Annotated in this window: 12 protein-coding genes; 4 read left to right on the forward strand and 8 right to left on the reverse strand. The window is 65.7% G+C overall.

What is annotated here, in order from left to right:
* Positions 1 to 65 precede the first annotated feature (65 nt).
* The gene (gene dalD, locus FAZ95_RS03870; protein WP_137331242.1) at positions 66 to 1469 is read right to left on the reverse strand and encodes a D-arabinitol 4-dehydrogenase; all 1404 of its coding nucleotides are present in this window, start codon (positions 1467 to 1469) and stop codon (positions 66 to 68) included.
* Between the two features lie 349 nt (positions 1470 to 1818).
* Here dalD and FAZ95_RS03875 point away from each other — a divergent pair, with 349 nt between their 5' ends.
* A complete protein-coding gene (locus tag FAZ95_RS03875; RefSeq protein WP_137331243.1) occupies positions 1819 to 3363 on the forward strand; it encodes an FGGY-family carbohydrate kinase in 1545 nt (514 codons plus the stop codon).
* 69 nt (positions 3364 to 3432) lie between these two features.
* On the opposite strand, the gene kynA is transcribed toward FAZ95_RS03875, so the two are convergent.
* The 3 genes from kynA to kynB form a co-directional block, all read right to left on the reverse strand.
* Positions 3433 to 4419: a tryptophan 2,3-dioxygenase gene (gene kynA, locus FAZ95_RS03880; RefSeq protein WP_254699803.1), complete on the reverse strand. Its 987-nt coding sequence runs from the start codon at positions 4417 to 4419 to the stop codon at positions 3433 to 3435.
* Positions 4420 to 4429: 10 nt separating this feature from the next.
* Positions 4430 to 5680: a kynureninase gene (gene kynU / locus FAZ95_RS03885; protein WP_137331244.1), complete on the reverse strand. Its 1251-nt coding sequence runs from the start codon at positions 5678 to 5680 to the stop codon at positions 4430 to 4432.
* A gap of 83 nt (positions 5681 to 5763) precedes the next feature.
* On the reverse strand, positions 5764 to 6399 hold the full coding sequence (gene kynB, locus FAZ95_RS03890; protein ID WP_137331245.1) for an arylformamidase: 636 nt from the start codon (positions 6397 to 6399) through the stop codon (positions 5764 to 5766).
* 138 nt (positions 6400 to 6537) lie between these two features.
* On the opposite strand from kynB, the gene FAZ95_RS03895 reads away from it, so the two are divergent.
* Positions 6538 to 7029 (forward strand): Lrp/AsnC family transcriptional regulator, encoded by a 492-nt coding sequence (locus FAZ95_RS03895; RefSeq protein WP_137331246.1) that lies wholly within the window; start codon positions 6538 to 6540, stop codon positions 7027 to 7029.
* 38 nt (positions 7030 to 7067) lie between these two features.
* Here FAZ95_RS03895 and FAZ95_RS03900 read toward each other — a convergent pair whose 3' ends face one another.
* Positions 7068 to 7577 carry a flavin reductase family protein gene (locus FAZ95_RS03900; protein WP_137331247.1) on the reverse strand — a complete coding sequence of 170 codons (510 nt, stop codon included), beginning with the start codon at positions 7575 to 7577 and terminating at the stop codon, positions 7068 to 7070.
* A gap of 217 nt (positions 7578 to 7794) precedes the next feature.
* Here FAZ95_RS03900 and msrA point away from each other — a divergent pair, with 217 nt between their 5' ends.
* Positions 7795 to 8346 carry a peptide-methionine (S)-S-oxide reductase MsrA gene (msrA, locus tag FAZ95_RS03905; protein ID WP_137331248.1) on the forward strand — a complete coding sequence of 184 codons (552 nt, stop codon included), beginning with the start codon at positions 7795 to 7797 and terminating at the stop codon, positions 8344 to 8346.
* A gap of 46 nt (positions 8347 to 8392) precedes the next feature.
* Here msrA and FAZ95_RS03910 read toward each other — a convergent pair whose 3' ends face one another.
* The 3 genes from FAZ95_RS03910 to pdxH form a co-directional block, all read right to left on the reverse strand.
* Positions 8393 to 9604, reverse strand: coding sequence for a DUF72 domain-containing protein (locus FAZ95_RS03910; protein ID WP_175425515.1), 1212 nt, complete (start codon positions 9602 to 9604; stop codon positions 8393 to 8395).
* Positions 9605 to 9643: 39 nt separating this feature from the next.
* Positions 9644 to 10858, reverse strand: coding sequence for a class I SAM-dependent methyltransferase (locus FAZ95_RS03915; RefSeq protein ID WP_137331249.1), 1215 nt, complete (start codon positions 10856 to 10858; stop codon positions 9644 to 9646).
* Between the two features lie 197 nt (positions 10859 to 11055).
* The gene (gene pdxH, locus FAZ95_RS03920) at positions 11056 to 11694 is read right to left on the reverse strand and encodes a pyridoxamine 5'-phosphate oxidase (protein WP_137331250.1); all 639 of its coding nucleotides are present in this window, start codon (positions 11692 to 11694) and stop codon (positions 11056 to 11058) included.
* 138 nt (positions 11695 to 11832) lie between these two features.
* Here pdxH and tcdA point away from each other — a divergent pair, with 138 nt between their 5' ends.
* Complete coding sequence (gene tcdA / locus FAZ95_RS03925; protein ID WP_137331251.1) at positions 11833 to 12696, forward strand: tRNA cyclic N6-threonylcarbamoyladenosine(37) synthase TcdA; 864 nt, start codon at positions 11833 to 11835, stop codon at positions 12694 to 12696.
* Positions 12697 to 12725 lie beyond the last annotated feature (29 nt).

Consider the following 12725-nt stretch of genomic DNA (forward strand, 5'->3'; position numbering starts at 1 on the left):
CAATGGGCGCTGGACCTGAGAGGGCGGCACCATGTGCCGCCCTTCGTGTCACCTCGCCTGCCGCCTCATTTGCCACGTTCAGCGAGCCATGCGTCGACACGTTCGAGCGCCGTGCGTACGGCGTCCTCGAGCTGCGCGGTCCCGGCCATGCTGCCCCACAGCAGCCGCTCGGCGCAGAAAGCCGCGAGCGGGTCCGTCGACGCGAAGCATGCGCGGACGGCGCGCTCGTCCATGACGCCGTCCTGGTATGCGTACGGCAGCGAGCCGCGCTGCCAGCGGTCGAGGAAGCGGAAGAACAGCGCCGGCAGTACCGCCGTCGCCATCGGTTTGACGCCGCGCTTGAAACACTCGCTGAGCGTCGGCGCGATGAAGCCGGGGATCTTCGAAAAGCCGTCGGCGGCGACGCGCTGGTTCGTGTCCTGGATATACGGATTGCTGAAGCGGTCGAGCACGACGTCGCGGTAGCGCGCGAGATCGAGCGGGCTCGGCGTGAGGCACGGGATCACGTCTTCGGTCACGTAGTCGTATGCGAAGCGGCGGATATCGGCATCGAGCGTGCCCTCGTGGATGTAGGAGAGGCCGACGAGCGTGCCCGCCCATGCGATGCAGCTGTGCGTCGCGTTGAGGATGCGGATCTTCGCCTCCTCGTACGGCAGCACCGATTCGACGAGCTCCGCGCCGACCCGCTCCCATGCCGGGCGCCCCGCGCAGAAGCGGTCCTCGATCACCCATTGGATGAAGGCTTCGCCCATCACCGGACACGCGTCGTTAAAGCCGGTCGCGGCAAGGACGCGTTCGCTCACGTCGCCGGTCGGGCGCGGCGTGATGCGGTCGACCATCGAGTTCGGGCAGGCGGTGTTCGCGTTGACCCACGCGAGCAGAGCCGTTTGCCCGCGCTGCTGGAGAAACGCGCGCATCCCGGCGTGAAAGCGCTCGCCGTTGCTGCGCAGGTTGTCGCAGCTTTGCAGCGTGACGGGCCCCGCGTGGCGCTCCATCCGCGCTTCCAAAATCGCGGCGAGCGCCCCGTAGATCGTGGTGCGCGCGCCGGCGAGATCGGCGGCGAGATCGGGGTTCGTCGCGTCGAGCCGGTCGTGCTCGTCGAGGTAGTAGCCGCCTTCCGTCACGGTGAACGACACGATCTTGCACGCGGGATCGGCGCCCGCCTCGACCAGTTCGGCAAGCGACTGCGACCACGGCACGACGCGCTTGATCGCGCGGATCGTTTCGTAGGCGCGCTCGCCTTGCGGCGTCACGGTTTCGAGCGTGTAGACGCCGTGCTGCGCGGCGAGCGCGTCGAGCACCGCGTTCATGTCGCCGCGGATGTTGCCGACGGTGAGCGACCACTGCGGCTCGTCCGGCCCCGACGCCTCGTTCAGCCGGTGCAGATACCACGCCTGATGCGCGCGGTGAAACGACCCCGCGCCGATGTGCAGGATCACGTTCGTAGCGGCGCCGCTGGGGGTGTTCATGGGGTGTCTCCTGCTCGAATAGGGCGCGCGCCTCTCTTTTGGCCTGCGCCTTTTTGTATGTCGATGTCCGTCGTTGTTGCAATGAGCATTTGCTCGTTTGATGAACGAATGATCGTATTCGGGTTGGGGAAAGTCAAGGCGAGCGCGAGGGGATTTCGATGGCGCGTTGCGGCGTGCGGAGCAGGTTTGCGCGGGGTGCGGGAGCGCTCGCGCCTTGCGGCGTCACATCGAGATACGACTGCTGCGGTGCACCAATGCCGAGCCGACGGAATGCGAGGCCGCAGCGGGCGGCGAGCCGGCTGCTCTATCATCGGCGGCACAGGAAAACGCAGTTGGAGGAGACACCCACATGGATTACGTCATCGGCGTCGACATCGGCACGCAGAGCACGAAGGCGCTCGTCGTCGACACGCACGGCGCGATCGTCGCGCAGCACGCGAGCAGCTATCAGCCGGACACACCGAAGCCGCTGTGGGCCGAGCAATGGCCGTCGGTGTGGTTCGACGCGGTGACCGAATGCATTGCGCGCTGCGTCGACAAGGCACGGGCGGCGGGCGTGGCGAGCGCGTCGATCAAAGCGGTCTGCGTCAGCAGCCTGTACGGCGGCTCCGGCATTCCAGTCGACAGAGAGATCGAGCCGCTCTCTCCGTGCCTGATCTGGATGGACCGCCGCGCGACTGCGCAGGTGCAATGGGTGCGCGAGAACGTCGATGTCGCGCGGTTGCAGGCGATCACCGGCAATGGCGTCGACAGCTACTACGGCTTCACGAAGATGCTGTGGCTGAAGCAGAACGCGCCCGAGGTGTGGGCGAAGACACGCTACTTCCTGCCCCCCAATGCCTACATGATTTACCGCCTGACCGGCGAGATCGCCGTCGATCACAGCTCGGCATGCAATATCGGCGGCGTCTACGATGTCGCGCGCCGCGAATGGTCCAGCGAAGCGCTGGACAGGCTTGGCATCCCCGCCGCGATGATGCCGCCGCGGCTAGTCGATTCGTCGGAAGTGGTCGGGCCATTGCTGCCGCAGTGGGCCGCGCAGCTCGGCCTCGAGGTGGGGACGCCGATCGTGGCGGGCGGCGTCGATGCGGCTGTCGCGACGTTCGCCGCCGGCGCAACGCGCGCCGGACAGCACGTCGCAATGATCGGCACGAGCATGTGCTGGGGCTACATCAACCAGAGCGTCGATGCGCGGCATGGGCTCGTCGCGATGCCGCACGTGTTCAACGGCGCGCGCGACCTATACGTGTTCGGCGGCGCGATCACGGCGGGCGCGTCGATCACGTGGTTTCGCGAGCAGTTCTGTCACGAGGAGAACGAAGCGGCGCGCGCGACCGCGCACGGCGATCCACATCGCTTGCTCGAAGACGCCGCCGCTCGCATTCCCGCCGGCGCCGACGGCGTGCTGTTCCTGCCTTATCTCATGGGCGAGCGCAGCCCCGTCTGGGATGCGCAGGCGAGCGGGGCGTTTGTCGGCTTGAACCTCTTTCATACGCGCGCGCATTGCTATCGCGCGGTGCTCGAAGGCGTGTCGTTTGCGCTGAAGCACAACATGGAGGCGGGGCGTCTTGGCGCGCAGCGGCTCGACGACAGGCTGATCGTCGTCGGCGGCGCTGCGCATTCGGACCTGTGGATGCAGATCATCGCGGACGTGACAGGCTTCCCGGTCTACACGATCGAGCAGGACGTCGAGGCGGCGATGGGCGCGGCCTTGCTTGCGGCGCTCGGCGCGGGGCTCGTTTCGAACGAGGACGCCGCGCGCGGCTGGGTGACGCTCGTCGAGCGCGCGCGGCCCGACGCCGGGCGGCAGGCCCTGTACGCGCAGCGCTTCGGGATCTACGCGGATTTGTATCCGGCGCTCAAGCCGTTGATGCATCGCTTGCAGACCGGGTGATCAGAAAACGCAGAGCGCAGTCGCGACGCGGTCCGGCGGCCCAGCATTGCCGCCGGGCCGCCCGGATCCTCAAAGCACCGTTCGCACGTGCCAAAGCTCCGGAAACAGCACGACGTCCAGCATCTTGCGCAGATACGGCGCGCCGCTCGTGCCGCCCGTGCCCTGCTTGAAGCCGATGATCCGTTCGACTGTGGTGACGTGCCGGAAGCGCCACTGACGGAACGCATCTTCGAGATCGACCAGCTCCTCGGCCATCTCGTACAACTCCCAATGCTGCGTCGGATTGCGATAGACCTCGAGCCAGGCGGCTTCGACCGAAGCGTCGTGCGTGGTCGGCTGCGACCAGTCGCGCTCGAGGCGCTCGGGCGCGATGGCAAAGCCGCGCCGCGCGAGCAGGCGCACGACTTCGTCGTAGAACGACGGCGCTTCGAGCGACGCCTTCACTTCGGCATATATCTCCGGACGATGCGCGTGCGGCTTGAGCATCTGATCGTTCTTGTTGCCGAGCAGAAACTCGATCTGCCGGTACTGATACGACTGAAACCCCGACGACTGTCCGAGGTACGGACGCATCGCCGTGTACTCGGACGGTGTCATCGTCGCCAGCACGCTCCACGCCTGCACGAGCTGTTCGAGGATGCGCGACACGCGCGCCAGCATCTTGAACGCCGGCGGCAGGTCGTCGCGATGCACGCAATCGAGCGCCGCGCGCAGCTCGTAGAGCGCGAGCTTCATCCAGAGCTCGCTCGTCTGGTGCTGGATGATGAACAGCATCTCGTTGTGATCGGGCGACAGCGGATGCTGCGCCGACAAGATGGGCCCGAGCGACAGGTAGTCGCCGTAGCTCATCGACTTCGAGAAGTCGAGCTGTGCGTCGTGCCAGCCTTCGTCGGCTTCGGGCACGTGCGAGGCGTGCGCCGGCGCGTGCGTGGCGTGTGATGCGCCTTCGCCGCCGTGTCCGAACGGGCAGCCTTGCGCGCGGTGGTCCGCTTTCGCGGGGGCCGCCTCTGCGGCGTCTGCCTTGGCGTCTTCCGGCAATTGCATATGGTCGGTCATCGCAGCTCCTTTAGGTCACCGAGCCGCGCGCGGCGAATTCGGGGGCTCGCCACGCGTCGGTCGCGAGCACGTCGCGCAGCGTCTCGACGGCATCCCACACATCGACGAAGCGCGTATAGAGCGGCGTGAATCCGAAGCGCAGCACATGCGGCTCGCGATAATCGCCGATCACGCCGCGCGCGATCAGCGCCTGCATCACTTCATAGCCGTGCGGATGCTCGAAGCTCGCATGCGAGCCGCGCTGACCATGCGCGCGCGGCGTGACGAGCTTGAGCGACATCCCCGCGCAACGCGTCTCGACCAGCTCGATGAAGCGGTCGGTCAGCGCGAGCGACTTGCGGCGGATCGCGTGCATATCGGTCTGCAGGAACACGTCGAGGCCGGCTTCGACGAGCGCCATCGACACCATCGGCTGCGTGCCGCACAAAAAGCGCCCGATGCCGTCGTCGGGACGATAGATGGGGTGCATCTCGAACGGCGCGCGATGCCCCCACCAGCCCGAGAGCGGCTGCGAGAACGCGTTCTGGTGCCGGTGCGGCACCCAGACGAAGGCGGGCGAGCCGGGGCCGCCGTTCAGATACTTGTACGTGCAACCCACCGCGTAGTCCGCGCCGACGCCGTTCAAATCGACCGGCACGGCACCCGCCGAATGCGCGAGGTCCCACAGCGCGAGCGCGCCCGCGTCGTGGATCATCTTCGTCGTCGCAGCCATGTCGTGCATGTAGCCGGTGCGGTAGTTCACATGCGTGATCATCGCGACGGCCGTATCGCTGCCGATCGCCTCGGGCAGCTCGGACGGATCGTCGACGAGACGCAGCTCATAGCCGCGGTCGAGCTGTTCGATGAGGCCCTGCGCGATATAGAGATCGGTCGGGAAATTCGAGCGCTCGGAGACGATCACGCGCCGTTTCGGATCGCGCTCGTTCGCGAGCTTGAGCGCCGCCGACAGCAACTTGAACAGATTGATCGAGATCGTATCGGTGACGACGACTTCGTTGTCCGCGGCGCCGATCAGCGGCGCGAGCTTGTTGCCGAGGCGGCGCGGAAGCGCGAACCAGCCGGCGGTGTTCCAGCTGCGGATCAGGCCCTCGCCCCATTCGCTGCCGATCACGGCTTGCGCGCGGGCGGCGGCCGCGGCGGGCGGCGCGCCGAGCGAGTTGCCGTCGAGGTAGATGACGCCGGGATGCAGCGCGAACTGGTCGCGCAGATGGGCGAGGGGATCGTCGCGGTCGAGCGCGAGGGCTTCTTCACGGGTTTTCATGGCTGGGTCGTTCCTGTGAGTCGGGGTATGGCGTAAATATGGGCGACCGGCTGCGGGCGGCCGGCTGCGGGGGCGATGCTCGATCAGGAGCCCGGCAGTGCGCGCAGCACTGCGCGTACCGGGCTCGCATCGAGCGTCGCGAATTTGAGGGGCAGGGCGATCAGCTCGTAGTCGCCGGGTGCGACCGCGTCGAGCACGACGCCTTCGAGAATCGCCATCCGATGCGCGCGAATCCGGCGGTGCGCGTCCATCGTCTTCGATTCCTGCGGGTCGAGCGACGGCGTGTCGATGCCGACGAGCTTTACGCCGCGCGCGGCGAGCAAGTCGATCGTCTCAGGGGCGACCGCGCAGAACGCGCTGTCCCAGTCGGCGAGCGGCGCACGCTCGTAGGTGCGCAACAGCACACGCGGCGGCATGTCGGCGAGGCTCGCGGCGATATGCTCCGGCGTCACGACAGGCGACGCGCCGATGCAGTGAATCACGCGGCAGCGCCCGAGGTAGGCGTCGAGCGGCACCGCGCCGATCGCCGCGCCTTGTTCGTCGTAGTGAAGCGGCGCGTCAGTGTGCGCGCCGGTGTGCGGCGACAGCGTCACGCGCGCCACGTTGACCGGCGAACCGGCCTCCATCTTCCAGACGCGCTCGATGCCGATCGGTGTGTCGCCGGGCCAGACGGGCGTCGCGGTGTCGATGGCGGGGGTGATATCCCAGAGCATCTCCATGTCTCCTCGGTCTCTCTTGTTCAATGTGCTGATGCACCGATGATAGGCAAGACCGAGTAGAAAGTGCTTGCGAAATAGTCGCCCGCAGACGCCCCGACTAGAACATAATTCGATATAAGTCGAAAAGGGAGACCAAAAATGAATGCGATCTCACTTGACGCCACCGATTGCCGTATCCTCACCGTCCTCCAGAACGAGGGGCGGATCAGCAACCTCGACCTGGCCGAACGGATCGCGCTCTCGCCGTCGGCGTGTCTGCGCCGGTTGCGGCTGCTCGAAGACCAGGGGGTGATCGAGCGCTATCGGGCGTGTCTGAACAAGGAGGCGCTCGGCTTCGAGCTGGAGGCGTTCGTGCAGGTCTCGATGCGCAACGACCAGGAAAACTGGCACGAGCACTTCGCCGACGCGCTGCGCGAATGGCCGGAAGTGGTGGGGGCGTTCGTGGTGACCGGGGAGAGCCACTACGTGCTGCGCGTGCTCGCGCACAACCTCAAGCACTACTCGGACTTCGTGATTTCGAAGCTCTACAAGGCGCCGGGCGTGATGGACATCCGCTCGAACATCGTGCTGCAGACGCTCAAGGAAGATACCGGCGTGCCCGTAGGGCTGACGCCGGAAGCGGAGCGATAGCGGCGGGCGTCAGCCTCGCGGCTCGCCGGGCCGCTTGCTCAAAGCGGATCGAGTCCGTGGAATTCGCCGCCCTGGAACACGAGCGGCTTCAGATCGGCGGCATTTTCATGCACGCCGCAGCGCTCGACCTCGCCGACGAAAATCACGTGATCGCCTTCTTCGTAGCGGCTGCGGTTATGGCATTCGAACCAGGCGAGGGCGCCCTCGAGCACCGGCATCCCCGTATTGCCCGCCGCATGCGACACGCCGGCGAAGCGGTCGCCCTTGAGCGTCGCGAAGCGCTGGCACAAATCGAGCTGCGACGCCGCCAGCACGTTGACGACATAATGACTGTTCGACTGGAACACCGGCATCGATGCCGATTTGGTCGCGAGACTCCACAGCACGAGCGGCGGGTTGAGGGAGACCGAGTTGAACGAGCTCGCGGTGATGCCGATCAATTGGCCGGACGACGCGCGCGTCGTGATGACGGTGACGCCGGTGGCGAACTGGCCTAGCGCGGCTTTGAACGCGCGGGTATCGAAGTTCGGCGGGCTGGCGCGCTTCATGCGGGAATACCTTTGAATAGAGGCGTGAATGCGGCGCGCTGCCGGGGAATCGGAAAAGCTGAATCGAAAGTCATGTAGAAGATCGGCAAGTTGTTCGGATTTTAACGGAATCTCTCATCGGTTCGCTGGCGGACGCCGCGGTGCCGGGGCGTTGCGCCGGAATGCCGAAAAACCGCTAAGCTGAACGGCTAAGCGCGCCATTCAACGAGGAGCAGGCATGACTCAAGCAAGCGAGACCGCCACGCTGGGCGGCGGTTGTTTCTGGTGTCTCGAGGCGGTGTATCTGGGCGTCGACGGCGTCACCGCGGTCGAATCGGGCTACGCGGGCGGTACGGTCGAGCATCCGACCTACGAGCGCGTCTGCGACGGCCATACCGGGCACGCCGAAGTCGTGAAGGTCGATTTCGATCCGGCGAAGATCGGCTACAAGGAGATTCTCGAGATCTTCTTTGCGATCCACGATCCGACGCAATTGAACCGGCAGGGCAACGACGTCGGCACGCAGTACCGGTCGGTGATCTTCACTCACTCGGAGGCGCAGCGCGAGACGGCGCTGCAGGTGATTCGAGAGATTGCCGCCGAGGGGCTCTACGACGGGCAGATCGTCACGCAGGTCCTGCCGCTCGACGGCAACTATTGGCCCGCCGAGGCTTACCACCAGAACTACTTCGCGCAGCATCCCGATCAAGGGTATTGCGCGTTCGTGGTCGCGCCGAAGGTGGCCAAGTTCCGCAAGAAATTCGCGCACCGGATGAAGCCGGGCGTGTGAGGGCGGCGGCGCGCGGCGTGGCCCGCGCGCACGTCTCGTCTAACGACTACGGCGTTTCGTCCGTTTCTTCAGCCTTGGCCGCTTCGTCGCGCATCTGGGCAAACGCCGCACCGATTTCTCGTCCCAGTTCGACGCACGACAGCGGCGCCGAACCTTCCGCTTTGTTGTTGATCGTGATCAGCACCGGCTGCCCGGCCAGCGCGTAACGCGCCGCCAGTTCGGCGAGCGCCGAGCGCGTGTTCGGGTCTTCGTCGACGAGGCGGTCGAACGGGTCGTACTTCGCTTTCGCCTGTTCGTACTTGAAGCCTTGATGCAGGCTCCAGCGCACGATGAGCGGACCGCTCGGCGTGTCGCCATCGAGCAGCGCGAGCGCCGCCGCCTGGCGCAGCGGATCGGGCATGCGCGCGTGCAAGCCGACGCAATAGCGGACGCCGCATGCGCGCAGCATCCGAATGAAGCGCGGCGTGAGCAAAGAGGCGTCGCGAATCTCCACCGCATAACACGGCCCCTCTGGCAGTGGCGGCAGCGCCGCGAAGAACTGCGCGAGGCGCTCGATGAACTCCGCCGGCTCGGCGAGCATGGCGTCGGGCAGCGGTGAAAACTGGAAGACCAAAGCCCCCGCCTTTGCGCCCAGCCCTTCGAGGCATGGCCGCACGAATTCATCGACGGCGAGCTGCGCATTCAGAAAGCAGGGATTCGGCGCGACCGGCTCGCCGCGCTCGGCGCGCACCGTCGCGTCGGTCACGGACGCGGGCGCTTTCACGATGAAGCGAAAATGGTCGGGCACCTGCTGGGCGTAGCGCAGGTAGTCGGTCAGCGTGAGCGGCGCGTAAAACGAGCGGTCGATGCTCACTGTCCGCAACAGCGGATGCGCGCCGTATGCCGCGAGGCCGTCGCGCGCGAGTTTCGTGTTGCTGTAGTCGTCGCCGTAGACGATGCCGCGCCAGCCCGGGAACGACCACGACGATGTGCCGAGGTGCACGTGGGGCGGCAATGCGCCAGCGGCGTCGAGCACTTCGGGGGAGGGGGGTGCGGGCAGCACCTCCCGAGCACGGCGTTTGGGTTTGGGTTCAGCGGGTAAGGCCGAAGTCGGCGGCGCGGAAGGCTTGGCGCTGCCCTCGCGCTTCGACGACAACCCGGTCGTTGCGGGAGACGGCACCGGCGCACCGAACAGATCGAATTGCTCGCCCTCGGATGCGCCGGTGTTTGCTTCGTCGTGCGCTTGTCGCGCCAGGTCGCGCGGCCTGCCTTCGTCCATCGATCGCTTGTGATTGACCCGCGCGACGCGCGGGGCGCATCACAGCGGTTTTTCGTACATATAGCGCCGCGACCACGGCAGCGTCGTTGCGCTGCGGCCGGCCTTGCGGCACACCACTTGGTAAAGCGACACGTCGTCGTGCTCGAACGCGTAGGCGCAGCCCGCCAGGTACACGCGCCAGATGCGGAATTTCTCGTCTTCGACGAGCTGTTTCGCCTCTTCGGCCTTCGCTTCGAAATTGTCGGCCCAGATGTCGAGGGTGTGCGCATAGTGCCGACGCAGGCTCTCGACGTCAACTGCCTCGAGTCCGCCCATTTGCATCGATTCGAGCGCGAGGCTGATGTGCGGCAGCTCGCCGTCGGGGAACACGTAGCGGTCGATGAACTCGCCGCCGCCCAGCGCCGTCTCGCCGCTGTTGTAGTCGGTCGACGTGATGCCGTGGTTCATCGCGATGCCGTCGTCGACGAGCAGATCGTGGATCTTGCGGAAGTACTCGGGCAGATTCTTGCGGCCGACGTGCTCGAACATGCCGACGCTCGTGACGCGGTCGAATTGGCCCGGTACGTCGCGGTAATCCTGCAGACGAATCTCGATCTTGTCTTGCAAGCCGGCGTCTTTCACGCGCTGGGTGGCGAGATCGAACTGGTTCTGCGATAGCGTGACGCCGACGCACTTCGCGCCGAACTTGCTCGCCGCGCGCAGCACGAGCGCGCCCCAGCCGCAGCCGATATCGAGCAGGCGCTGGCCCGGCTGCAGCTGGATCTTGGTGAGGATGTGGTCGATCTTCTTCAACTGCGCGGTGCCGATGTCTTCGTCGCCGTTCTCGAAGTACGCGCACGAATAGACCATGTTCTCGTCGAGCCACAGCTTGTAGAACTCGTTCGAGACGTCGTAGTGATACTGGATCGCCTTCTTGTCCGACGCTTTCGAGTGATTGAAGTAGCGGCGCACGCGAGCCAGCTTGCTGGCGCTCGTCACCGTGCTCCGCGCAAGCGAATAGCCGATGTTGATGATGTCGGAGAGCTTGCCTTCGATATCGATCTTGCCCTTGACGTACGCTTCGCCGAGATTGTCGAGGCTCGGTTCGAGCAAGAGCGGCAGCGCCGATGCGCTATTGACCTTCAGCGTGACCTGCGGCGCCGCGAAACTCCCGAAGTCGAGCTGCTGGCCGTCCCACAACACCAGGCGCGCAGGAATGTTCGCCTTCTCCCGCACATCCTGCACCCACTGCGCCAGCTTTTTCTCCCAGAACATGTTCTTTCTCCGTGTCCGATGAAATGAAAGGCAAAGCAACCATTCGACCGTTACGCAAGCTCGCTCGGAGACTGGCGGAGCGGTAAAAAGAGGCAAGGCGTCGCGGCAACAGTAGGCCGTCCGCTTAGGCCGCGCTCGAATCGGCTGACGGGGCGGTGCGCCGTATTCGCACAGCCCCGCGCCGACGCATCAAAGCGTCAGGGCGAAAGCCGCGAAATGCGCCAATCGCTGCCGGGTTCGCGCGTGTACAGCACGCGGTCGTGCAGGCGCGAGGGGCGTCCCTGCCAGAATTCGATCGTGTCGGGAACGAGCCGGTAGCCGCCCCAATGCGGCGGGCGCGGCGGGTTTTCGCCATAACGCTCGCTCATTTCGCGCTCGCGCGCTTCGAGCACCGTGCGGTTCGCGATCACTTGGCTTTGATCCGACGCCCAAGCGCCGATGCGCGAGCCGAGCGGCCGCGACGTGAAATACGCATCGCTTTCTTGCGCGCTCGTTTTGACGACGGCGCCCTCGATGCGGACTTGTCGCTCGAGTTCGATCCAGTAGAAAAGGAGACTGGCGTGCGGGTTATGTGCGAGATCGCGGCCCTTGCGGCTCTCGTAGTTCGTGAAGAACACGAAGCCACGTTCGTCGACACCCTTGATAAGCACGATGCGTGCCGATGGACGGCCGTGTTCGTCGACGGTGGCGAGCGTCATGGTGTTCGGTTCGGGCAGTTTGGCGTCGACTGCCTGCTTGAACCACAGGTCGAATTGGCGGATCGGATCGCGATCCACGTCTGATTCGTCAAGCGACCCGAGCGCGTAGTTTTTGCGAAGTTCGGCAAGTGTGCTCATATTCTTATGCGAACACTTCAATTGATTCAGTATAGCGAAGGCGTAAAAAACTTGCGTCGGCGCGGCATGATTCGCGAGCGTTTGGCGACGATCAGGCAAAATATCGGCTTCGAATTCCGCCTGTTGGTCCACATCGCCATGTCCAGCCCCCGCGCCTCCGCGACGAGTCCCGATCTTACTACCAGCCGCGCAGACGAGTTTGACGCGGATCGTGCGCGCCGCTTCGGCGGCGTGTCGCGCCTCTACGGCGCGCCCGCGCTCGCGGCGTTCGAGCGCTCGCACGTGGCGGTGATCGGGATCGGCGGGGTCGGCTCGTGGGCCGTCGAGGCGCTTGCGCGCAACGCGGTCGGCAGTTTGACGCTCATCGATCTGGACAACGTCGCGGAAAGCAACACGAACCGGCAGATCCACGCGCTCGACGGCAACTTCGGCAAGCCGAAGGTCGAGGCGATGGCCGAGCGCGTTGCGCTGATCAATCCGGCGTGCGACGTGCGGCTCGTGGAGGACTTCGTCGAGCCGGACAACTTCGCCGCCTTGCTCGGCTGCGGCTTCGACTACGTGATCGACGCCATCGACAGCGTGCGCACGAAGACGGCGCTGATCGCATGGTGCGTCGAGCGCGGGCAACCGCTCGTGACGGTGGGCGGCGCGGGCGGGCAGCTCGACCCGACGCGCATCCGCATCGACGACCTCGCGCTGACGATTCAGGACCCGCTGCTTTCGAAAGTGCGCGCGCAACTGCGCAAGCAGCACGGCTTTCCGCGCGGACCGAAAGCGAAATTCAAGGTGAGCGCCGTGTATTCCGACGAGCCGCTGATCTATCCGGAGGCGGCCGTGTGCGATATCGATGAAGAAGCGCAGCACGTGAGCACATCGCCGGGCCACACGGGCCCGGTCGGGCTGAACTGCGCGGGTTTTGGCTCGAGCGTGTGCGTGACGGCGAGCTTCGGGTTCGCGGCCGCCGCCCACGCGTTGCGCGCACTGGCGAAAGCGGCCGCTTGAGAGGCGCTTGATCCGCGCGAGATCTGAAG

The organism is Trinickia violacea (assembly GCF_005280735.1).
GTDB lineage: Bacteria > Pseudomonadota > Gammaproteobacteria > Burkholderiales > Burkholderiaceae > Trinickia_A > Trinickia_A violacea.